19 protein-coding genes and 3 pseudogenes are annotated in these 21737 nt (G+C 40.1%); 2 read left to right on the plus strand and 20 right to left on the minus strand.

Annotated features, from left to right (window positions below):
• Positions 1 to 41: 41 nt before the first annotated feature.
• The 5 genes from ABKA15_RS06530 to ABKA15_RS06550 all read right to left on the minus strand — a co-directional run bounded on the left by ABKA15_RS06530 (position 42) and on the right by ABKA15_RS06550 (position 6944).
• Entirely contained in the window at positions 42 to 2393 is a 2352-nt protein-coding gene (locus ABKA15_RS06530) for an HAD-IC family P-type ATPase (protein WP_049514603.1), read from the minus strand.
• 347 nt (positions 2394 to 2740) lie between these two features.
• Positions 2741 to 5038, minus strand: coding sequence for a DNA translocase FtsK (locus ABKA15_RS06535; RefSeq protein WP_049514606.1), 2298 nt, complete (start codon positions 5036 to 5038; stop codon positions 2741 to 2743).
• 85 nt (positions 5039 to 5123) lie between these two features.
• Positions 5124 to 5327: a PspC domain-containing protein gene (locus tag ABKA15_RS06540; RefSeq protein WP_049514607.1), complete on the minus strand. Its 204-nt coding sequence runs from the start codon at positions 5325 to 5327 to the stop codon at positions 5124 to 5126.
• Between the two features lie 119 nt (positions 5328 to 5446).
• Positions 5447 to 5878: a hypothetical protein gene (locus ABKA15_RS06545; protein WP_049514609.1), complete on the minus strand. Its 432-nt coding sequence runs from the start codon at positions 5876 to 5878 to the stop codon at positions 5447 to 5449.
• Positions 5879 to 5999: 121 nt separating this feature from the next.
• The gene (locus ABKA15_RS06550; protein WP_143969950.1) at positions 6000 to 6944 is read right to left on the minus strand and encodes an IS30 family transposase; all 945 of its coding nucleotides are present in this window, start codon (positions 6942 to 6944) and stop codon (positions 6000 to 6002) included.
• A gap of 224 nt (positions 6945 to 7168) precedes the next feature.
• Here ABKA15_RS06550 and ABKA15_RS06555 point away from each other — a divergent pair, with 224 nt between their 5' ends.
• Positions 7169 to 7972: a peptidylprolyl isomerase gene (locus ABKA15_RS06555; RefSeq protein WP_049512617.1), complete on the plus strand. Its 804-nt coding sequence runs from the start codon at positions 7169 to 7171 to the stop codon at positions 7970 to 7972.
• A 189-nt stretch (positions 7973 to 8161) separates the two neighbouring features.
• Here ABKA15_RS06555 and ABKA15_RS06560 read toward each other — a convergent pair whose 3' ends face one another.
• The 9 genes and pseudogenes from ABKA15_RS06560 to ABKA15_RS06600 all read right to left on the minus strand — a co-directional run bounded on the left by ABKA15_RS06560 (position 8162) and on the right by ABKA15_RS06600 (position 15265).
• On the minus strand, positions 8162 to 9703 hold the full coding sequence (locus ABKA15_RS06560) for an ABC-F family ATP-binding cassette domain-containing protein (RefSeq protein WP_049512615.1): 1542 nt from the start codon (positions 9701 to 9703) through the stop codon (positions 8162 to 8164).
• A gap of 322 nt (positions 9704 to 10025) precedes the next feature.
• Positions 10026 to 10718: a 5'-methylthioadenosine/adenosylhomocysteine nucleosidase gene (locus tag ABKA15_RS06565; RefSeq protein ID WP_049512613.1), complete on the minus strand. Its 693-nt coding sequence runs from the start codon at positions 10716 to 10718 to the stop codon at positions 10026 to 10028.
• A 51-nt stretch (positions 10719 to 10769) separates the two neighbouring features.
• Positions 10770 to 11078, minus strand: coding sequence for a cell wall synthase accessory phosphoprotein MacP (macP, locus tag ABKA15_RS06570; protein WP_049512611.1), 309 nt, complete (start codon positions 11076 to 11078; stop codon positions 10770 to 10772).
• A gap of 10 nt (positions 11079 to 11088) precedes the next feature.
• Positions 11089 to 11640 carry an NUDIX hydrolase gene (locus ABKA15_RS06575; RefSeq protein WP_049512609.1) on the minus strand — a complete coding sequence of 184 codons (552 nt, stop codon included), beginning with the start codon at positions 11638 to 11640 and terminating at the stop codon, positions 11089 to 11091.
• Positions 11641 to 11648: 8 nt separating this feature from the next.
• Complete coding sequence (glmU, locus tag ABKA15_RS06580; RefSeq protein WP_049512607.1) at positions 11649 to 13028, minus strand: bifunctional UDP-N-acetylglucosamine diphosphorylase/glucosamine-1-phosphate N-acetyltransferase GlmU; 1380 nt, start codon at positions 13026 to 13028, stop codon at positions 11649 to 11651.
• A gap of 93 nt (positions 13029 to 13121) precedes the next feature.
• The gene (locus tag ABKA15_RS06585; RefSeq protein WP_049512622.1) at positions 13122 to 13562 is read right to left on the minus strand and encodes an ASCH domain-containing protein; all 441 of its coding nucleotides are present in this window, start codon (positions 13560 to 13562) and stop codon (positions 13122 to 13124) included.
• Positions 13563 to 13586: 24 nt separating this feature from the next.
• A pseudogene (locus ABKA15_RS06590) lies at positions 13587 to 14324 on the minus strand (GNAT family N-acetyltransferase); the annotation flags it as partial.
• A 13-nt stretch (positions 14325 to 14337) separates the two neighbouring features.
• Positions 14338 to 15036, minus strand: coding sequence for a 3-oxoacyl-ACP reductase (locus ABKA15_RS06595; protein ID WP_049512605.1), 699 nt, complete (start codon positions 15034 to 15036; stop codon positions 14338 to 14340).
• Complete coding sequence (locus ABKA15_RS06600; protein WP_350015328.1) at positions 15029 to 15265, minus strand: DUF2829 domain-containing protein; 237 nt, start codon at positions 15263 to 15265, stop codon at positions 15029 to 15031. Before ABKA15_RS06600 ends, ABKA15_RS06595 begins: the two co-directional genes overlap by 8 nt.
• A gap of 191 nt (positions 15266 to 15456) precedes the next feature.
• Between ABKA15_RS06600 and ABKA15_RS06605 the strand changes: the two are divergent.
• Positions 15457 to 15659 (plus strand): annotated as a pseudogene (locus ABKA15_RS06605) (cold-shock protein).
• A 144-nt stretch (positions 15660 to 15803) separates the two neighbouring features.
• Here ABKA15_RS06605 and ABKA15_RS06610 read toward each other — a convergent pair.
• The 6 genes and pseudogenes from ABKA15_RS06610 to ABKA15_RS06635 form a co-directional block, all read right to left on the minus strand.
• Positions 15804 to 16442, minus strand: a complete 639-nt coding sequence (locus tag ABKA15_RS06610; protein ID WP_049512602.1) for an RpiB/LacA/LacB family sugar-phosphate isomerase — start codon at positions 16440 to 16442, stop codon at positions 15804 to 15806.
• Positions 16439 to 16899, minus strand: a pseudogene (locus ABKA15_RS06615) (GNAT family N-acetyltransferase). The gene ABKA15_RS06610 and the pseudogene ABKA15_RS06615 overlap by 4 nt, the downstream one beginning before the upstream one ends.
• Before the next feature lie 12 nt (positions 16900 to 16911).
• Positions 16912 to 17340 carry a GNAT family N-acetyltransferase gene (locus ABKA15_RS06620; RefSeq protein WP_049512600.1) on the minus strand — a complete coding sequence of 143 codons (429 nt, stop codon included), beginning with the start codon at positions 17338 to 17340 and terminating at the stop codon, positions 16912 to 16914.
• 68 nt (positions 17341 to 17408) lie between these two features.
• The gene (locus ABKA15_RS06625; protein WP_350015329.1) at positions 17409 to 18797 is read right to left on the minus strand and encodes an amino acid permease; all 1389 of its coding nucleotides are present in this window, start codon (positions 18795 to 18797) and stop codon (positions 17409 to 17411) included.
• Positions 18798 to 18943: 146 nt separating this feature from the next.
• Entirely contained in the window at positions 18944 to 20932 is a 1989-nt protein-coding gene (locus ABKA15_RS06630) for an ABC transporter permease (protein WP_186832615.1), read from the minus strand.
• The gene (locus tag ABKA15_RS06635; protein WP_049512592.1) at positions 20925 to 21692 is read right to left on the minus strand and encodes an ABC transporter ATP-binding protein; all 768 of its coding nucleotides are present in this window, start codon (positions 21690 to 21692) and stop codon (positions 20925 to 20927) included. Before ABKA15_RS06635 ends, ABKA15_RS06630 begins: the two co-directional genes overlap by 8 nt.
• Positions 21693 to 21737 lie beyond the last annotated feature (45 nt).

Raw genomic sequence — 21737 nt, forward strand, 5'->3', positions numbered from 1 at the left:
AAAACATCGGACAGATTCATCTGCTTCCGATATTTTTATATTTAATTTCTTGCTGAGAACTTATCAAATAGAGCAAATAACTTATTTGTTATGAATTGGAACAATCTCATAAGTGATTCTAACATCAAGGAGAGAATGACTGTGAAGATAATGGTAATCGGTGAGATTTTAGATAACAAAAAGATAGAGTGAAATAACAAGCCTGAAATCACCAAGCCGATGATGTTAAAGATTACAACAATGGTTTTCATTCGATTGAGTGGCTGAATAAGCTTGATGATGATAATGAAACCAACTACTGCCAATAAGATAACAGATGATGTCGCCACTTCTTGCGTAGATAATCGAAAAATCCGACCACAAGCCATGACAATCAAAACGGCTAGTAAATCAACAAAAGCTGCTGGTATGGCATTCTGTAAAACCGTTCTGATAAAACGCCCTCGAATGCGCTGCTTATTAGGCTCCAAAGCTAACATAAATCCGGGTATACCAATAGTGAACGCACTAATCAAGGAAACTTGTGATGCCTGCAAAGGATAGGTAAAAGCAAACAAACTAGATAAGATAGCAAGGGAAATAGAAAAAATATTTTTCACAAGAAATAAACTAGCGGAACGCTGAATGTTATTGACAACCCTACGTCCTTCTGTCACAATATGCGGCATATGCGAAAAGTCAGAATCCAGCAAAACAACTTGTGCAATCTGCTTGGTAGCATCGTTGCCTGACTCCATAGCAATGCTGCAATCTGCAGTCTTCATTGCTAAAATATCATTTACACCGTCACCTGTCATTGCAACTTTATGTTGATTAGCTTGAAGTGCTTGGACTAATTTTTGTTTCTGTTGAGGGGTCACTCGACCAAAGACCGTATATTTTTCAACTGCTTGAGTGATTTTTTCATCAGTATCCAAGTTTTGCGCGTCTACATAATTTTCAGCATGAGGAATCTCTGCTTTGGCAGCCACTGCAGCAACTGTGACAGGATTATCTCCTGAGATAACTTTGACTTCCACACCTTGAAGAGCAAAATAGGAAAAGGTTTCAGCTGCATTTTCTCGAATCGGATTTTCTAATAAGATGAAGAGTAGGGGTTCTACTATTTGAGTCAAATCACCTGTAAATGGCTGATTTTTTGATTCAGCAAAAACAAGAACGCGTGAGCCACTTTCTGCATATTGTTGAAAATAGCTGCGATATTCTTCCAACTTTTCTTTTAATACAAGCTCTGGAGCACCTAAAATGAAATTGCCCTCTTTGAAAGAAATAGCACCAAACTTGGTCTTTGAACTAAACGGAAAGACCTTCACTACGGTCCAAGCCTTTTCTACTACTTCTGAAGCAAAAAAGTCTCGAATCGCTGCAATCGTTTCATTTTCATCTGGACTTGCTGCCAAATATTGTTTAAGAGCTTCCTGTGAGGCATTCTTATCTTGCTGAACAGAGAGTACTTGTGCAACTTTCATCGTATTTTCCGTAATAGTTCCTGTCTTATCTACACACAAAACATCTACACGAGAAAGAGACTCAATCCCTTTCATACTGTTTAATAAAACCTGCTGTCTTGCTAGACTAGCTGCTCCCAAAGCCAGCGCCAGAGTCATCAAAAGATAAAGCCCCTCTGGAATCATACCGATAATAGCTCCTACCGTGGAGACAATACTAACTTGAAAACTTTCGTGATTGGTCACATAACTTTGGAAAAATAGAAGAAGCCCTAAAGGAATAATCAAAAATCCAATCACTTTAACCAGATTATTGACCGAACGTACCATTTCAGATTCTTCTTTTCCAGAGACTTCTTTTGCTTTCAATGTCAGTTGATTGATGTAGGATTCATCGCCCACTTTTTCCAAGCGAGCATAGGCTTTGCCAGATACGACAAAACTGCCTGACATGACAGTATCATCTATTTGCTTTGCGATTTCATCTGCTTCTCCTGTCAACTGTGATTCATTGACTTTCAATTCACCTGATACAATCTTAGCATCTGCATAGATTTGGTCTCCTGTCGAGAAAAGAACGATATCATCTTGTACTAAATCTTTTGTCTCTAGTTGGATTTCTTTACCGTCTCGCACGACAATCGCTGTATAGTGATGAAGCAACTGCATATTGCTCAATATTTTGCGCGCTCTAAGCTCTTGAACAATTCCAATCAAAGAATTGATAATAACAATAGGCAAAAAGAGTAGATTGTTCCACGATTGTACAATTATCAACAATAGAGCAAGAACAAAAAAGATGAAATTAAAGTAAGTAAAAACATTGGATTGAATGATTTGCCAAATTGTCTTCTCCGTACTAACCGTTACTTTATTGACGAAGCCTTTTTGAATTCGTTCTTCAACCTCTTGTTGGCTAAGCCCTGCGTATATCTGTTCTGACATATAGCCTCCATTCACAAATCATATTAGTATTCTATCAAAAAAGTCCGGTTTAAGTCATAGAAAACTTACAGAATTGAAAAATGTGAGATTTTCCATACCTTTTCTACAAAACTTTCAAAATAAAACAGCTACAGAAAAAGAGGCTGGGACAAAAGTCCTTAACCTCGTCAGATTTTTATGAGTTTCTTGCAAGTCGTAGTAGTTGAGTGGGTTCTATGCGGTTGATAAATCAACCTTTACAGCCCTACTCAACTGTGCGGGGGTGGGACGACAAAATCAAATTTCTTCGAAATTACCGATTTTTGTCCCACTCCCAAGGATGTTACATTTTTTAAACAGCACCTATTTTAGTTATGCAATAAAACTTTTCTTGGCTTGGTGCCTTCTGCTGGACCGATGACACCTGCAGCTTCCAACTCTTCCATCAGTCGAGTCGCACGATTAAATCCGACGGACAATCGACGTTGGAGCATTGAAGCACTCGCTTTTTGAGTTTCTATGACCAAAGCCTTGGCTTCTTCAAAGAGTGGATCACCTTGTTCACTCTCACTACCTGAATCCATGTCATTCTCAGATACTTCGCCTGGGTCAAAATTATCATCATAATCTGCTTCAGCTTGATTTTTAACAAAAGTGACAATGCGCTCTACATCTTCATCGGAAATAAATGATCCTTGCAGACGGACAGGATGATTTTCATCAATCGGCTTAAAGAGCATATCCCCACGTCCCAAGAGTTTCTCGGCACCATTTTCATCTAGAATCGTTCGGCTATCAGTTCCGCTAGAGACAGCAAAAGCAATCCGCGAAGGAACATTTGCCTTGATGAGCCCAGAGATGACATCAACAGACGGTCGCTGAGTGGCCAAAATCATGTGAATACCAGCCGCTCGAGCTTTTTGTCCCAAGCGAATAATAGCGTCTTCCACTTCTTTGCTGGCTACCATCATAAGGTCTGCCAACTCATCCACAATGACCACAATCAATGGAAGAGGAATTTGTTTATATTCTGGTTGACTGGCATTGTACTCGGCTATTTTGGCATTGTAACCTGCAATATTGCGAGCACCAACCTTAGAAAAGAGCTCATAGCGATTTTCCATTTCATCGACCACTTTTTGCAAAGCCCGACTCGCTTTGCGAGGATTGGTCACAACAGGGATCAGTAAGTGGGGAATATCATTATAGACAGACAATTCGACCATTTTAGGATCGACCATCATGAACTTGACTTCATCTGGTCGTGCTTTCATGAGAATACTAGCAATAATACCGTTGACTGCAACGGATTTCCCTGAACCAGTCGAACCTGCTACTAGCAAATGAGGCATTTTTGCCAAATCAAATGTCCGAACAGAGCCATTGACAGCCTTTCCTAAAGGAATTTCGAGTAATTTCTTATCATCTGTCTTAGATTGCTCCCAGAGTTCACGGAAAGTGACCATTGCAATCTCGGAATTTGGTACTTCAATTCCGACTAGAGATTTTCCCGGAATAGGTGCTTCAATCCGCACATCTTTAGCTGCCAAGGCCAGAGCTAAATCGTCAGCCAGATTGGAAATGCGATTGACCCGCACTCCGACAGCTGGCTTGACCTCGTACTTAGTCACAGACGGTCCGATTTCAGCACGTTCAACGCTAGCACGAATACCAAAGCTAGCAAATGTTTCTTCTAAAATCTTGATATTTTCGCGAACAATTTTCTTTTCTTTGGATTGATTTTTAGGCTTGTCTGGCGCAAACAAATTGATTGTTGGAAGTTTGTAATCTAAACTTTCTTTGGGGGTGAAATTAACTTCAACATCTTCATCTGTGTTATCTTGCTGCTCTTCTTTGTGTTGTTTCTCAGACAAACTCTCATCATAATCATAAATTTCTGGTTCTGCTTCTTCAAACTGAATCGGCGTATGAGCTAAGACCTCATCATCTAAAATTTCTCCCGTTGCGGGATCAATTTGTGGCTCGTCTTGCTCTACCTGAATAGCATTCATCGCTGCTTGCGCAGCTTTTTCTTCTTTTTCGATAAAACGTTGCTGACGCTTTGCTTCTCGCTTCTCACTCCAAGCATGATAGGTTTCACTTAATTTTTCAAAAATATCATAAATCGAATATGGACTGATGAGTAGCGCCCCTAGCAATATTAAGAGGAGCCCGATAAAGTAGGTGCCAATATTTGAAAATAAAAAGGCTATAGGAGTATAGAGTGTCGCTCCTAATAAACCACCACCAGCAAAAGCACTGACTTTAACAGCTGTCAAATCCGTTAAAATCCGTGACAAGGTTGTACTTAGAACCGGTCCTTTTAAATTTAAAACATTTACAAAATAAGCTTGAAACATAAGCAGCAAGCCGATAAAAATACTGAAAAAGCCTGATTTATACCCTTCATGCTTATTGACCCACTTAAAAAAGAAAAGATAAATGAAACTGGCTATAATAACTACATAAGCTAAACTTCCTACCAATAAGCGAATGAGATTGTAAAGAGTGATTCCAACGGCACCCCATTTTAAGGCTGCAAAAAGAAGCAAAAAAGCTACTCCGAAAGTTATCAACATCCTCCGAATGGCCTTTTGCCGTTCTAACTCTGCTTTTGTAGGTCGTCTCGTTGTCCGACCTTTTTTACTATTTTTCTTACTTGCCATAACTTTTATTATACCATAAGTCGGACACTAATCCAATGAAAGAAAAAAGCAGAAAATCAATGTTCCTGCTTTTAAATAATAATCTTTACTTCCAAATCACATCACCATCATCTACTGGTAAAACAAACCACAAAATCAAATAAGGGATTAGACCGATTCCATATACAAAAAATGCTACTCCCCAGATCAGTCGCACAATGGTAGGATCTATGTCAAAATAATTTGCTACGCCTGCACAGACACCTGCAATTTTCTTATTCCGCACATCTCTTGTCAATCGTTTAGCCATTCTCTATCCCTCCTTTATAAATCTATTATAACATAAATTTTTTACCACTAAATAAATATCATAAAGAAGTTCCATAATCTGGTTGACAGATATTATCGGCAGCAAGATTAAAAAAGTTGCTATTGCAGTTGACCTAGAATAAAGCGAGAAATTGGTCCAACAATCAGAAAATTCAAGTGAAAAACCACAATAAAATTAGTCAACCAAGCTCCAAAGTAATTGGATACTGAAAGCGGCACGCCGTTAAAAAGCATACCATAAAGAGACATCAATGAAACCATAATCAGAACCATACCACCTGAAACAACGAGGATCTTCTGCCAAGGTTTATGGCGTTCTGTTAAAAATTTAAAAGCAACTCCCTTCACAACTTGTCCTGCCACAAGAAGGTCTAAGAGAAAAGCGGTAATCAATCCAGGAACATATCCCATTGCTAGATGAGCCCATGAAAAATATCCTACAATGGACAGGTTCCAAATGCTCATTCCAAATACCATCATGCTACACATAAGGGCTGTAAAAAATAATGATTCCTTAAAATTCTTCGGCATAAAAACTCCATTTCTTTATTGATAAACGCTATTTTAGCACAAAAAATTTTTTCTCGTAAGCAAATTTACAAAACTTTTCATAAGAAAATGTTTTCATACTTTAAACGCCTAAATTGTCAAATTAAGTTAGACTTTTCAAGTAACTCAGAAAAACTTGGTATGGTATTTGATAATTCAAAGACTTTCTAGGAATTCTATTTCTTTTATCAGCTATAGCTGATAAATAATTTTGAGAAATATTCGTAAAATCCATTTGTTTCGGTAGTCCATTTCGTCTTAATAAGCCATTAGAATGTTCATTGAGACCTCGTTGCCCAGGACATCCTGGATCCGCAAAGAAAATATCAATGTCATGTACATTCGAAATAGATTTCCAATTAGAAAATTCTTTCCCACAATCAAAAGTGATCGACTTAAAGAGATGGCTGGGGATTTGAGACAACCATTGATTGATGGAGGCCTCAATATCGCTTGCTTTCCGTCCATTGGTTTTCAGTGTGATGATGGCTTTTGAGCAGCGTTCTACTAAGGTAATGACTGCACTTTTGTGTTTTTCTCCCACAATTGTATCCCCTTCTAGATGACCGAATTCCGTCTTAAAATTAGGATAACTGTCTGCTCTCTCACGTAAATCTCTGCGAAACGCTTGTTTTCCTCGTTTTTCGCTATGACCATTTGGTTTTCTTTTGCCTTTCCAAGGGAGATCCTCTTTCTTTAAAATACCACGGTCTGCTAGTCGATAGAGAGTTCTCATAGGACAAGAAACCCTATCTGGATAAGTTCCTTTAATGACATCAAGGCTCCAATTTTGTTCTAAATGAGTTTGGATAAAATCTTTTTCTGATTGCGTAAGACTTGTTTTATTCCTGCCACAACGTTTCTTATTGACTTTATAACGGTTATAATAATCATATGCAGAGTGCCCCTCTTTCAGATAGTTGATGACATTGTAGATTGTCTGTTTTGATCTGCAAAGTGAAGTCACAATATCTGAAACTTTTATGTTTTCTTGATAGTAAGCCTCTATCATTACGAGCTCGTTTGTGGTAAGATGAGTATAGGTCATTTATGTTAGTTCCTTTCAGACAAATGTGGTGTTTAGCTGAGCCTAACATAGATGGCTTTTTCTGTCTAGCTTAATTTTACAATTTGGGACGATTGAACTATCTTTACATCAAAAAAGTAGCCCAATAGTGCCTTTCAGTTAGCATGGACAAACTCTCAAAAGGTTTGAAAAAGGCTTTTATTTATAGTAAAATGTGAATAGTTCAACATTCAGAAAGGAAATCTATGAAAAAATTACTTATCTTAGGACTGGCTGCTGGTTTATTTTTGACAGGCTGTACAAACTTACAAAGAGCTATTAGAGGAAATGACTATGTAGACTCCAGCCTTGCTTCCGAATCCAGCTTAAGAGCAGCGGAAAAACAAAAAGAAGAGCAAAAAGCTGCTTTGAGCGATAAAAATGCTAACTTTCCACAGCTGTCTGACAAGGTTGCTGACGATGAAGCGGAAGTGAAAATAACCACAACTGAAGGTGCTATTTCTATGAAGCTTTTTCCAAAATATGCTCCACTTGCAGTTGAAAATTTCTTAACGCATGCTAAAGAAGGTTATTATAACGGCGTGACTTTCCACCGTGTCATTAAGAACTTTATGATTCAAACAGGAGACCCTAAGGGAGACGGTACTGGTGGTGAATCCATTTGGAAAGGCAAAAATTCTAAGATCGACTCTGGAAGTGGCTTTAAAACAGAGATTTCGTCTTATCTCTACAATATCCGTGGCGCATTAGCCATGGCTCGTTCTTCCAATCCAAATTCCAACGGTAGTCAATTCTTCATCAACCAAAATACCAAGGACAGTTCTAATCAGCTCTCTAGTACAACTTATCCTGAAAAAATCATTGAAGCCTATAAAAAAGGTGGAAATCCAAGTTTAGATGGAAATTACACTGTCTTTGGGCAAGTCATTTCTGGCATGGATGTTGTGGATAAAATCGCTGCTACCGAGACTGGCGAAAACGACAAACCCAAAAAAGAAATCAAAATTGAGAAAATTGAAGTCATCAAGGACTATACATTTAAGAAATAATCACAAAACGAGTCTGGGCAAAAATGTTCCAGACTCGTTTACTTTCTAGAATAAAACTCATTGAGTGGTCTCTAATGTGCTGATGCTATCAGCTTTTACAGCCCTACTCAACCTTACGGAGTGGTGGGACGACAAAATCGATTTCTTACGAAATACTGATTTTTGTCCTACACCCCGTTTTCTTTATGCCTACGTTAATTGATTAAAATCCCAAATCTGATCTACCCATCCTTTGTAAAAGTCAGGCTCATGGCAGACCATGAGAATACTGCCTTTGTATGCTTGGAGAGCGCGCTTGAGCTCATCTTTGGCATCCACATCGAGGTGATTCGTAGGCTCATCCAGCACTAAGACATTATTTTCTCGGTTCATGAGGAGACAAAGTCGAACCTTAGCCTGCTCACCTCCTGAGAGAACCTGAATCTGGCTTTCAATATGCTTGGAGGTCAGACCGCAGCGAGCCAGAGCAGCGCGAACTTCCGCTTGATTGAGTGACGGGAAAGCATCCCAAACAGCTTCCAAAGGGGTCTGGCGATTACCACCAGCTGTCTCCTGCTCAAAATAGCCCAATTCCAAATAGTCTCCACGCTCTACTTGACCAGCAAGAGGAGGAATGATTCCAAGCAAACTTTTTAAGAGAGTTGTTTTCCCGATTCCGTTGGCTCCGATAATGGCAACTTTCTGATTGCGCTCAAAGGTTAGATTAAGGGGTTTTGTCAAAGGACAATCGTAACCAATTTGCAACTCTTCTGCTTGAAAAATAAAGCGCCCTGGTGTACGAGCCATTTTGAAGTCAAAGGAAGGCTTAGGCTTCTCACCCTGCAATTCAATCAGCTCCATTTTATCTAATTTTTTCTGGCGGGACATAGCCATATTGCGGGTAGCCACCCGAGCTTTGTTGCGCGCTACAAAGTCTTTTAAATCAGCAATTTCCTTTTGCTGGCGCTCGTAAGCTGCTTCCAGCTGAGATTTCTTCATCTCATAAACTTCTTGGAATTGATAATAATCACCAGAATAGCGGGTCAAGTTTTGATTTTCTACATGGTAGACGATATTGATTACATCGTTTAAGAAAGGAATATCATGGGAAATGAGTACGAAAGCATTTTCATAATTTTGCAGATAGCGCTTGAGCCAATCAATATGCTCTGCGTCCAAATAGTTGGTAGGCTCATCTAAGAGCAAGATGTCTGGTTTTTGAAGGAGAAGTTTTGCTAAGAGCACCTTGGTTCGTTGACCTCCAGAAAGAGCGGTGACATCCGTTTCCATACCGTAATCCATAACCCCTAAAGCACGAGCTACCTCATCAATCTTAGCATCTAAAGTATAAAAGTCTCGACTTTCCAATCGCTCCTGCAATTCACCCACTTCTTCCATAAGGACATCAACATCAGCTCCGTCTTCTGCCATAGCTAGATATATCTCATTGATTCGAGACTCAGTCTTGAAAAGTTCATCAAAAGCCGTCCGCAACACATCACGCACGGATTGGCCTTCTTTCAACACAGCGTGCTGATCTAAGTAACCAGCTGTCACATACTTGGGCCACTCAACCTTGCCTTCATCTGGCAACAATTGACCAGTTACAATGCTCATAAAGGTGGATTTCCCTTCACCGTTTGCTCCAACTAAACCGATATGCTCACCCTTAAGCAAGCGGAAAGATACATCCTCAAAAATAGCCCGGTCACCAAAACCGTGGCTCAAATTTTTTACTTCTAAAATACTCATTCTTATAAAACTTTCTGATTTATTGGGCGTGAGACAGAATCTGCCCTTCAAAAATTATATCATCTTCTTTGTCAAATTGGCAAGGACAGAAAAAATAGTCTGGAATAACAGTATTCCAGACTCGATAAAACTCAATGCACTTTAGTTGAATACCTTCTAATGTGCTGATACTATCAGCTTTTTCAGACTTACTCAACCTTGCAGGGCTGGGACAACAAAATCAATTGCTGACAAAACGCTGATTTTGTTCCATTCTTATTTCATAATATTAAACAGTCAATGATAAAGCCAATCTATCCATCTACCACTGCTAACTCATTCTTTAAATTAATTCTTTCAAAAACGCTATCAGGGTCTCAGCTGATTGCCTGCCAGCTTCATGGATAAATTCGTCAAAGCTGATATTTGCATCATGAGAAGCTGTATCACTCATGGCACGAATGACCATAAAAGGCAGACCGATAGAATGGGTTGCTTGCGCAATGGCTGCTCCTTCCATTTCTACCGCTAAAACATCTGGAAAATGATGCTTAATGGCTTGAATCTTGTCTTGTCCCGCAATAAAACTGTCTCCTGTTGCAATCAAGCCAACGCGACTTGTCTGATATGTCTTTTCTAAAATCTTTCTCATCTCAGAAACCAAATAGCGGCTCGCTTCAAAATACAGTGGCTGGCGCGCCATTTGTCCGTATTCATAGCCAAAAGCTGTTACATCTACATCGTGGTACACTAGCCGATCAGCCACTACAACATCGCCGATTTGCAAACCTTCGGCTACCGCACCAGCAGAACCCGTATTGATGACAGCCATCACTTTAAACTCATTGACCAAAACAGCCACGCTCATAGCAGACATGACCTTTCCGATCCCGCTTTCGACCAGCACAACTTCATGACAACCGATACTTCCCGTATGATAAACATGCCCCAAACGTAAGTGCTTTTCGGAATTTTCCAAGTTTTCCACTAAGATTTTTAGTTCCTCAGGCATTGCCACAATAATTCCGATTTTCATTTTTTCCTCTCATTCTATCACAAAAAAAGCGAAAGTCGAGCTTATCGCTTTTTATAGCCAAATAATAGCAGCAATCAAAGCAATCAAAAGCAGAACAATCCAAAATAGAATTTTGTTTAATTTCGCTTGGAATACTCCACGTTTTGCATTTTCAATGCGTCGGCTTTTGGTCACCGTTGGTTCTACATCAATTTGCAGCGTATCTTGATTGAAACTACTATTTAGAGAGGAATAACCAAACTGACTTCTAGTCGTTTTTAAAATTTTGGTTTCTTCCTCATCATGCAAAGGTGGACCTGAAATATCTTCACCGCGATTTGCCCGTTCAATCATTTCATCTGTTAATAAAGGTCTTCCCATGATCGTTCCCCTATCTTCGATTCATTTTCATTTCCCAATATTGGAGTGCAATAATGGTTTTTGCATCACAAATATCACCACTAGCAAGGAGAGCTTTCGCTTCTTCCAAGGTCACTTCATAGAGTTCTAAGGTCTCGTCCTCATCTTGTGGACGAGGATTTTCAACTTTTGTCAAATGGTTAGCGCTATAAAGTTTGATGCGCTCATTGCAAAAGCCAATCGCCGAATAGAAATCATAGAGCAGTTCTAACTCACCTGTATAACCCGTTTCTTCTTCTAATTCGCGCAAAGCTGCAGCCTTTGGATCTGCATTTTCACCAACTTCTAACTTTCCAGCTGGAATTTCATAAGAGGTTGCTTCAATAGCTTTGCGGTACTGCTTAACCAAAATCATTTTGTCTTCTGGCGTTAGCGCGATAACTGCCACCGCTCCATTATGGAAAATCAAATCACGGTAAGCTGTTCCTTTTCCTGCTGGCAACTGAACTTCATCTTTTACAAGTTTAAAAATAGGTCCTTGGTAAATTTCTGTTCGTTTTAGTGTTTTTTCTTCAAAATCCATAGCAATCCCTACTTATTATTTGGATGATGTGGCAAGCGCTTAGCGTATTCTTCTTTATTGATCTGGCGACCACGTCCAAGAGCAATCGCATCAGCTGGCACATCCTTGGTAATGGTTGAGCCTGCACCTACAAGAGAATTGTCCCCAAGTTCTACCGGCGCAATAATGGTTGAATTAGAACCTACAAAGACATTGTTCCCAATGACGGTCTTAAATTTGTGCTGTCCGTCATAATTAACTGTAATCGTTCCAGCACCAAAATTAACATTCGCACCCACTTCAGAATTACCAATATAGGTCAGATGCCCAGCTTTGGTATTTTCACCGATAGAAGAGCCCTTCACTTCAACGAAATTACCAATATGTACATTTTTAGCAAGGCTTGAATCTGGGCGAACATGAGCGTAAGGTCCCACCGTTACACCGTCTGCAACTGTAGATTCTTCAATCATCGAATTGGTAATAACCGTTTGTTCACCAATAACAGAGTCAACAATATACGTACCGTTTGTCAAAATGCTGCCTGCACCAATTTTCGTTGTTCCTTTCAAGGTAACATTGGCTTCAATTTGGACTTCTGGTTCAATCTGTACGTCTACATCAATATAAGTCGTTTCTGGATTTACAAAACTAACGCCATTCACCATGTGAGCTTGATTGATTCGGCGACGCATAATACTTTCTGCCGTTGCCAATGCCACGCGGTCATTGACACCAAGACTTTCATCAAAGTCTTTCAGAGTATAAGCGCCGACTTTTTCGCCATTCTCACGGAAAATGCCGATCACATCTGTGATGTAGTATTCTCCTTGCGCATTGTTGGTATTGATATTTTTCAAGGCTTCAAAAAGACGAGCGTTATCAAAAACATACGTTCCTGTATTGATTTCTTTGATTTGCTTTTCAAAATCCGAAGCATCCTTTTGCTCCACAATTTTGATCACTTCTTCCTGCTGATTACGGACAATCCGTCCATAACCAAATGGATTTTCCGCTTCTGCTGTCAAAATCGTTGCAACATTTTTGTGGTTGACATGAAAATCAATCAGATTTTTCAGGCTTTCTCCTGTGATTAAAGGAGTGTCTCCTGCAATGACTAATGTTTGCCCTGCCAAACCTTCCAGCACAGGCTCTGCCATCATCACAGCATGACCAGTTCCTAATTGCTCCGTTTGACGAACAAATTCTGTTTGCCCTGCCAATACCTGCTCCACCAGCTCTGCCTTATGTCCGACCACCGTCACAGTCTTTTCAGGTGCGATAGCTCCAACACTTCTAAATACATGTTCTAACATTGAAATTCCAGCAACTTTGTGAAGCACTTTTGGTAAATCTGATTTCATGCGAGTGCCTTTTCCAGCTGCTAAAATAATTGCATAGTTTGTCATAATAGTTCCTTTTATCAAAGTAAATTTACTTTATTATATCACTTTTTGTGTCATTTGTTAAGATTCTCTCCATGACACATATATATGTTTGTTTCATAGCGGATAAACCTTACGAAACTCCTCTAAGACTACACCTGTCTCCTCTGAGAAGGAGAGGCCGGCTTCAGCCATCCATTCCGTGAAGAATTCCTCATGCACCTGCCGCCAGTAATTCAAAGATTTATCACCCTCTCCTTCTTTAAAAGCGTGCTCTGCAGAGACTTGCTTAAAAGGAACAACCGTTACTTTGGTGATTTCGATGATACAAACGGCTTGATCCTGGCTGTCTAGGACGACATCAAAGGTTCCTACTTGCGGCAAGGGTTCATTTTCAATCTTATAGAGCTCATAGGCCGAAGCCGTCGCTGTCTTTTCACCACGAAGCACTAAGTCGGCAAGCTGATCTGCCAAGGTACCGAAGGCCCAGGCGTCTATTTTGTCGCCGATTGCGGGGTTGATTGTTTTGTATTCATTCCATAATTGTTCTGGGGTCATGGTTTCTCCTATCTGTAATTTTAACTCATAAGCTGGGTAAGCTCCTAAGCATTGATAACCTAGCTTTTCAGCTATTTTCTTCGAAGCTTCATTATGGGCGTCCCAGAGCGGAAAAACGCTACGCTGCAGGGATTCCAAAATCATCTTCGCCCCAAGTACAGCAGCTAAGCCCTACTGTTGATAAGCCGGTTTCGTTGCAATCTCGATTTCAATGGCTTTTTGGTAAACAAGTGCTGTCGAGACCCCAGCGACGATTTCCTCACCCTTTCGGATCACAAAACCAAAAGCTCCGGCTTCTTGAAAGTCTTTAAAAGTTGCAAAATTCCCCTGCAAATCCTGAGACCATTCTTCCTGAGCTAGTTCTTGATAGGTTTTTGAATTGATTGCCTCAATAACGAGCTGCTTCGATAGCTGCTCCACGATGTTTTTCAATACCTTATCATCAAAATCTGCCTCATCTTTAAAAGCATAGCGGGTAAAGGTAGATAAGGCTGGACAAGAGGATAAGCAGGCCTGCCAAGAAACCTCTTCTGATATGAGAATTCGGTAGTCTGGCTCACAGATGTCTCTATAATCAGCCAGCAACGCCATATCTGCCCGTCCAGCCAAAAAGAGAAAATCTCCCTGTTCGTACAAAATGGCGGTCTCGTCTTCATTTGTATAAAACTGCCCTAGCTTCGCCTTCAAACCATATCTCACCATATTCTTTTTCCAATATTGGAAAGAATTCTGCAGTCTTGGCTCAATGGTCGTTGCTTTCATTCTACTTGCTACCTCACTTCAAACTCCAACCACCGTCGATTTTGATAATCTCGCCCTGCATAGCAGCTGCCTTACCACTAGCTAGAAAAAGGGTGACATCAGCGACTTCTTCTGGTTCTATCCAACGCTTGATAGGAGTCTCGTCTGCTACCCACTGGGCTAAGCCTCCCGGCTCAAAATCCGCAGCAGTCATGCCCGTTTTGACCGCACCGGGAGCAATCCCAAAAACCTGCACTCCCTGCTCCGCATAGTCTAGTGCCAACTGCTTGGTAAATCCTGCTAAAGCATGCTTGGAAGAAGTGTAAGCATGACCACCACCACCAGCTAAACTCGATGCAATAGAGCACATATTGATGATGATGCCTGATTGTTTCTTCAGCATCTGCGTCAGATAATAACGAGTTAGCTCTACTGGTGTTACATAGTTAATCTCGAAAATTTCTTGGATTTCTTGAGCAGTCTGCTCCAGTAAAGGTTTATAATCATCTAGTACTCCAACTGTATTGCAGAGGACATCTACCTGCGGGCACCAGTTAAAAATTGACTGAAGCGCCAGCGTTAAATCTTGCTGAAGAAAATGAAAATCTCCTGTCAGGTTTGGTTTTTTAGACTGGTCTACACCATAGACGCGCCAGCCATTTTCCAAAAAGAGCTGTGCCTGTGCTCGTCCAATCCCTGAACTGACTCCCGTCACCAGTACTGTCTTAGTCATGAACTTCCACCCAGTCATCTGCTAAGACATCACAAGGAGTCGGACTCCACATGGAAAAGCCTTCTCCATCGCCTGATACATTGATGAGAAAATAAGGCGTCACTTCAAGCGCCACTCCGTTCTGCTCAATGCTGTCAAAAAGCTGGACATAATTCTCAGCACCGCCCCAGCCTACGCGGACATATTTCTTCTTAGCTTTCAAACCCGGTAAAATTTCTTCAAATGTCATGATATACCTCTTTCTGCTTTTCATATTACTAGTATAGCAAAATATGATGTCCTACGCTGTTTTTTCCTTGCTTTTTGCTGCTACTTTTGTTAGACTTGCAAGAGTAAATGGATTTTGAGTGAGTATTTTTGTTTTTCATCTTTACTTTTTCTATTTTTTACACAATCTTTTAGAGAAAGGAAGTAAGATGTATGACACAAGGTACAGTAAATGGTTCAATGCTGAAAAAGGCTATGGTTTTATTTCACAAGACAATGGACCAGACGTTTTTGCTCACTTTTCAGCGATTCAATCCGACGGATTCAAATCACTGAATGAAGGTGACAAAGTAATGTTTAACATTGAAGAAGGTCAGCGCGGTCTTCAAGCAGTCAATATTACAACATTAGCATAAAACAAGACAAGACTGGCATTTCCAGTCTTGTCTTGTTTTAAAATGACGTTATAATGTCAAGCTCAATTTTTACCATAAACAGTCAAAATTGCAAAGATAATGAAATGTGTAGGGGCATCTACTTAGTGCCTCCGTTTTTTCATTTCACTTTTTACCTATTTTTGCTTTCAGCAAACGGATGAACTCTTCATTGGTTCCATTCGTTATAATAGCATTCATCACTATCTTTCTTTGCAACAACTTGTTGAGGTTATCTTTTGGAATTTGGTCTAATAATTCTTCCCAACTGCGTTTCGCCAAACGGTTCAAATCCTTTAAAGCACTTGTTTCTGCTCTTTTTCTTTCTGCTTCATGTTCAGGATAGCCCATACCAAACTCACCATCAAATAATTTATCCAATGTATATTGTAGGTTCAATTCTCCTTGCCAACCAAAATTCAACCCTAATGGCAGGGAAGCAACATTTCCTCCATTGATTCGTCCAAAGAGGAAAGCATCTTGTGGGGTCTCTATATAGCCACACAAAAGACCTGGTAAACTATTACAGGCAAGCATCATACCTTGACCTGAAGAACAACCTGTTACAACAAAATCTACTGCTCCACTTTCTATTAAGAGACTAATCGTCATCGCTATCTCAACATAAGAATACTGCTCGTTCTCCTCCTCAAAAATACCAAAATTCAGCACTTCGTCAGACGCTTGGACTGCTTTTTTTACAGATTCAAATAGCAGCGAATTCATATTTCTTCGAGTGGTTCCTTGGATAACCGCAACTCTCATTTCAACTCCTTTTCCATTTTGACAAAAAGGTAACTATCGCCATTGCTTTCCTGAGGCTGTCGCCCAATCACGTTGAAACCACAGCGAAGATAGAGCTTTTGAGCTCTTTGATTAAAATCTGCAACTGAGAGAGTTAGGCTTTTTACTGAGATATTTTCTTCAATAAACTGCAGATGGTTTGTAAAAACTCTTCCCCTTGACCTTTACCATAATACTCTGGCTTCATCCCTAAACCTAGCTCTTGCTTGTCTTTGCCAACTGGGAAAAGACAGAAAAAACCATACAATTCATCATTTTTGAGAATTTGATAATAGTGATTGCCACGCGCTTCAGGAGATAAAATTTCTTCATAATCCTCAGGATCTGCTTGCATATCATAAAAGCTATAAATTCCTTCATAATGCCAATTATTAGCAATTTCTTCTGCATTACTTTGCCTTAATGGTTCAATCTTCATAGATATCATTTCTCAAAATTCCCAATAAAAACGTTTCTGATCAGCTTTTTCCTCACAACCCAATTTTCGATAAAACTCATGAGCCTTCATTCGTGAAATACCAGAGTTTATTCGAATACCTGCATAGCCTGCAGCTGAACCCTCTTCACGCACAGCCTGCATAAGCGCTCTGCCATACCCCTGATCTTGAAAATCTGGAGCTACAGCCAAAGCCAACAGATTGAGCAAAGACGGAAAATATAAGCAATCATAGCTAGCTGCGTGGGCACAGCCGACAATTTGACCTGCTGCATTTTCAGCTACCAAGATAAAATGATCAGACCTATCCAACAGCTCTGATAGTTTCTGACGAGTTTCTATCAAGCCAAAATCATAGCCGAGAGCAGTTGCATTGATTTCCTGAATAGCCGCTGCATCTGAAAGTTCTGCAGATCGTATCATATTCGCACCTCTTTTTCTTTCTATGTATAGCAAAAAACAGCCTAAGTGGTTGTCTGGATTAAAGCTTATCAATTGATTTCCGAATGTTGATATCCATAGATAAAATAGATAATTGTTCCAACTAGTAAGGCAAGCCCGAATGCTAGCCAAGTATCAGAGCCATATTGGCTCATGAAAGACAGGCAGATAATAATGGATAAGACAGGCGTCAGAGGTACAAAGGGAGTTTTAAATTCCCCTGCTTGAGGAAGTCCTTTATCCTTGCGCAACTTCAAAATAGCCACTGCTAACAAAATCAGATAAGCCAAGGTGCAGATATTTAGAAAGGATGCGATACTGGCTAGCGGAAAAATCCCCGCACAAACTGCTGCAGCTATTCCTACCAAAATCGTAGCATTTCTCGGTACACGACTAGTAGCGGTTAATTTTCTAAAAGACTTTGGCAACAAACCGTCACGCGCAATGCTGTAAATCATGCGCGACAGAGCATAAGTCATGGAAATGCAGACAGTAATCAAAGTCAAAATAGCCACCACTGACACATAATTAGCCGCCCAGCTAAGCCCCACACTGCGAAGCGCAAATGCGACAGCATCTGCCACATCTAGCTTGCTGTAGTGAACAATCCCTGTCAGAACCAGTGTCACCAATATATAAAGTACCGTTACAATGGACAAAGATAGCACAATTCCTCGTGGAACATTTTTTTGTGGCTCCTTAATCTCGTCCACTGCCATAGAAATAGACTCAAAACCCAAAAAGGCAAAGAACATCAGAGAGGCGCCAGCCATAATTCCAACATTGCCACCATAAAGTTTACCAAAGCCAAATGGGGCAAAATGAGACCAATTTTCAGGTTTAATAAAGAAAATCCCTACAAGGATAAAAAGGGCCAGTGCCGAAAACTTCAAGATAACCAAAGTGGAATTAAATCGCAGAGCTGCTTTGGAATTTAATAAAACCACGCCTATCACAAATACCAAAACAAGAATCGGCAGTAAGTCTACATAAGTTCCTGCCTGCGGATTGAAGGTTCCATTGAGAGCCTTGGGCATACTTAAACCAAATCCACTTAGCAAGCCTTTCAAATAGGATGCCCAACCAGAGGCAACGCTAGATACCGCCGTCATAAATTCCATAATAGTCAGCCAGCCTGCTATCCAAGCTGGAAACTCACCAAGGACAGCATAGAGATAGCTATAAGCACCTCCATTTGCAGGAATCCTCGACGCAAATTCTGCATAAAAGAAAGCAGACATACTCACGCAAAGAACAGAAATAATAATCGAAACAACTAAAGCAGGACCAGCTAATGTGGCAGCTGCCGTTCCAGTAATCGTAAAAATCCCCGTCCCCACCATAGCGCCAATTCCTAACAAAATCAAATCCAACAATCGTAAATGACGCCGCATGTCAGTCCGATCTCGACTAACATCTTTTTTCCGAAAAATATTCATCCTCAACTCCAATTTATTAGATTGAATTATTCTACCATAAAAGCAATCAAAAAGGAATCAAACGTCTCTCTTTTTTGTTAAATAAATTGAAAAAGGAGCAAGAATAGCCCTACTCCTTTTCGCGATTATCTATACTTATCACTAACTTACATCGACACAATTCTACGATAACTGCGTGATGTGATGAGAAAGACAAGTACATAGACGATAAAGAAAACAGCACAAACGCCAAGTGTAACTTCCAACATCAATGTAGCATTTAAGACACCCAGAACTTTCAGTATAAGGCTCAGCATATGATAAGCAAAAGCCAGATGAACAAAGGCAAAGATGAGTGGCAAGAAGAACACCGTCAGAATTTGCTTGCGAATGGTTCGCTTGGTCTGCTTTTCATCCAGTCCCACCTTTTGTAAAATCACAAAGCGATCACGGTCTTCATATCCTTCTGAAATCTGTTTGTAGTAAATTACTAAAACCGTTCCTAGCATAAAGACAATAGATAGGAAAATTCCGATAAAGAAAACCCCACCGAGCATGCTCATGATTTCCTGCATACCTTGGATTCTTGTATAACCATACACACCGGCATTATCGGGGAGAGTCGTATTGAACTGTTTCAACTTCTTTTGATAAGCTGTATCCAAATCACCTTTTGCCTTATCAGAAGCCTTGATATTCAATCCACCATATAATTCCGTGTTAATCGTGTAGTGCTCCTTTTGTGCATCTACTATCTTTTGTGGATCATTGACAACCATAAAAAGTGACTGCGGTACAACGATATTATACTGATCCGCGACATTTCCAAGAACAAAGTCCTCTGTTAAAAGTTCTTTCACTGTCAATTCTTGCTCAATCAGCTTAAGAGGTTGATCTTGCCTTACAGATATTCCTTTTGCAAAGATGGCTGTCTCATTGTCTTTTAAGTCCAACGTTTTGCCAGTCATCTTTTGATAATCAGCAGCTGAAAACAGAAGAATGTAAGCTTGTGGAGAAACTCGTGTTTCTCCTTTTGGATAAATGTCAAGCTGATTACTGTCTTGTTTTTTAATTCCCATAGAATAATATTGATAGGCATTTTTCTTAGTAACTTTTAGATGATTTTCATTTGCAAACTCTGTCAATGCTTGTTCCAATTGGGCAGCTGATACTTCTCTTCCCTTTATAGTATAGTCTTGAGGATACATCGCTTTTTTCAAATAATCAGCACCTGCATAAATGTTGATACCACCAGCTAAGGTGACTACGACCATGGTTGACAAAATCGAAATCGTTGCTAAGCCAATCGCATTTTTCTTCATCCGAAAAATGAGATTAGAGACAGAAATCATATTGTTTGGTTGATAGTAATATCGTTTATTTTTCTGGAGCAACTGCAAAAATACCGTAATCCCTGCATTGAACAGCAGATAAGTCCCTAAAATAACAAAGAGAACCGCTACGAAAAATACAAAAATCGCTGTTATTGGGTTTTGAACACTGAGTGCTAAATAATATCCATAGACTAAAGAGGCCATACCAATAACTGTTTGGAGGAGGAGAAAACGTCCTTTTTTCTCACCACTATTTGTCTCTTTTGCCATTTGTAATGCATTCAAGCGCATGATGCGCCAGCCATTAACAATAAGCAAGCCCATAAAAATAAAGGCATAGGTGGCTACAACAAAAATCAAAACAGGCAATTGGAAAGTAGAAACCAAGACAACTTTAAACCCCATCAATTTCAATAAAAAGGCATAAATCAATTTGTCAAATATGATACCGAATCCTAAACCAATGGCTACAGTCGTCAAACCTAGAATCAAGAGTTCAATGAAAACCATCGTAAAAAGATGACGTTTGTTAAGTCCTAACATTCCATAAAGGCCTAGCTCTTTCGAACGGTTTTTCATGACGAAGCTATTAGCATAAAAAACGATAATCGTAGCAGCAATTGTCACAATAACCACTCCAAGGACTAAGACAAATAATATGGAGCTTGCCCCCTGCATTTTTTGTAAATGAGGATTAAACGTTAAAGAATTAAAAATATATGAAATAGCGACGACTAAACAAGTTGCCAACGCAAATGGATAGTATAATCTACGATTTTTCACTAGGTTAGAAACCGCTAATTTTCCCGCTAATCTAAGCACCTTGACTCACCTCACTTGCCATAACCGTTAAGGTATCTGAAATTTCTTGGAACATCTGGCGCTCGGTCTTATCTCCTCGGAAGATTTGATTGTACAAAATTCCGTCCTTGATGAACAGTACGCGCTTAGCACGGCTTGCCGCAGAAGTCGAGTGCGTTACCATAAGAATCGTCTGTCCACGGTCATTGATGTCGTCAAACACATCTAAAAGCGCCGCAGAAGACTTAGAGTCGAGCGCCCCTGTTGGCTCGTCCGCCAGCAGAATTTCCGGATTGGTGATAATAGCACGCGCCACCGCCACCCGTTGTTTTTGACCACCGGAAATTTCATAGGGGAATTTTTCCTGCAATTGGTTAATCCCCAGTTCATTACAAGTAGTAACCAACTTTTGCATCATTTCTGTAATCGGACGGCGCGACAAGACGAGCGGCAAGAGGATATTGTCCTTGACCGAGAGCGTGTCTAACAGGTTGAAATCTTGAAAAACGAAACCTAATTTTTCCCGACGGAAGCTCGAAGCTTGACTGTTTTTAATCGTCGCTGTATCCGTGCCATTGAGAAAGACGCGTCCTTCGGTTGGCTTGTCTAGCATGGCAAGAATATTGAGCAGAGTGGATTTCCCAGAACCCGACTCGCCCATGATAGCGACATAATCACCTTCATCTACTGTAAAATGGATATCTTTCAGCGCTTCTACTTGATTGCCTTGAAAGCGAGTTTTGTAAATTTTCTTCACATGTTGTACGTCTAATAGTGTCATCATTTTCTCCTAACAATTTTTATATATCTATCATACTGAAAAGAA

Origin of the sequence: Streptococcus sp. KHUD_010 (genome assembly GCF_040207525.1) — a bacterium.
Lineage (GTDB): Bacteria > Bacillota > Bacilli > Lactobacillales > Streptococcaceae > Streptococcus > Streptococcus hominis.

What these genes read in the sequence shown, in the direction of transcription:
- glmU (WP_049512607.1), bottom strand. Translation starts at nt 13,028, where the DNA reads ATGACAAACTATGCAATTATTTTAGCAGCTGGAAAAGGCACTCGCATG.
- ABKA15_RS06635 (WP_049512592.1), bottom strand. Translation starts at nt 21,692, where the DNA reads ATGACACTATTAGACGTACAACATGTGAAGAAAATTTACAAAACTCGC.
- ABKA15_RS06530 (WP_049514603.1), bottom strand. Translation starts at nt 2,393, where the DNA reads ATGTCAGAACAGATATACGCAGGGCTTAGCCAACAAGAGGTTGAAGAA.
- ABKA15_RS06625 (WP_350015329.1), bottom strand. Translation starts at nt 18,797, where the DNA reads ATGAATATTTTTCGGAAAAAAGATGTTAGTCGAGATCGGACTGACATG.
- macP (WP_049512611.1), bottom strand. Translation starts at nt 11,078, where the DNA reads ATGGGAAGACCTTTATTAACAGATGAAATGATTGAACGGGCAAATCGC.
- ABKA15_RS06610 (WP_049512602.1), bottom strand. Translation starts at nt 16,442, where the DNA reads ATGAGAGTTGCGGTTATCCAAGGAACCACTCGAAGAAATATGAATTCG.
- ABKA15_RS06550 (WP_143969950.1), bottom strand. Translation starts at nt 6,944, where the DNA reads ATGACCTATACTCATCTTACCACAAACGAGCTCGTAATGATAGAGGCT.
- ABKA15_RS06575 (WP_049512609.1), bottom strand. Translation starts at nt 11,640, where the DNA reads ATGGATTTTGAAGAAAAAACACTAAAACGAACAGAAATTTACCAAGGA.
- ABKA15_RS06555 (WP_049512617.1), top strand. Translation starts at nt 7,169, where the DNA reads ATGAAAAAATTACTTATCTTAGGACTGGCTGCTGGTTTATTTTTGACA.
- ABKA15_RS06595 (WP_049512605.1), bottom strand. Translation starts at nt 15,036, where the DNA reads ATGACTAAGACAGTACTGGTGACGGGAGTCAGTTCAGGGATTGGACGA.
- ABKA15_RS06600 (WP_350015328.1), bottom strand. Translation starts at nt 15,265, where the DNA reads ATGACATTTGAAGAAATTTTACCGGGTTTGAAAGCTAAGAAGAAATAT.
- ABKA15_RS06535 (WP_049514606.1), bottom strand. Translation starts at nt 5,038, where the DNA reads ATGGCAAGTAAGAAAAATAGTAAAAAAGGTCGGACAACGAGACGACCT.
- ABKA15_RS06565 (WP_049512613.1), bottom strand. Translation starts at nt 10,718, where the DNA reads ATGAAAATCGGAATTATTGTGGCAATGCCTGAGGAACTAAAAATCTTA.
- ABKA15_RS06560 (WP_049512615.1), bottom strand. Translation starts at nt 9,703, where the DNA reads ATGAGTATTTTAGAAGTAAAAAATTTGAGCCACGGTTTTGGTGACCGG.
- ABKA15_RS06585 (WP_049512622.1), bottom strand. Translation starts at nt 13,562, where the DNA reads ATGACCCCAGAACAATTATGGAATGAATACAAAACAATCAACCCCGCA.
- ABKA15_RS06540 (WP_049514607.1), bottom strand. Translation starts at nt 5,327, where the DNA reads ATGGCTAAACGATTGACAAGAGATGTGCGGAATAAGAAAATTGCAGGT.
- ABKA15_RS06545 (WP_049514609.1), bottom strand. Translation starts at nt 5,878, where the DNA reads ATGCCGAAGAATTTTAAGGAATCATTATTTTTTACAGCCCTTATGTGT.
- ABKA15_RS06620 (WP_049512600.1), bottom strand. Translation starts at nt 17,340, where the DNA reads ATGATACGATCTGCAGAACTTTCAGATGCAGCGGCTATTCAGGAAATC.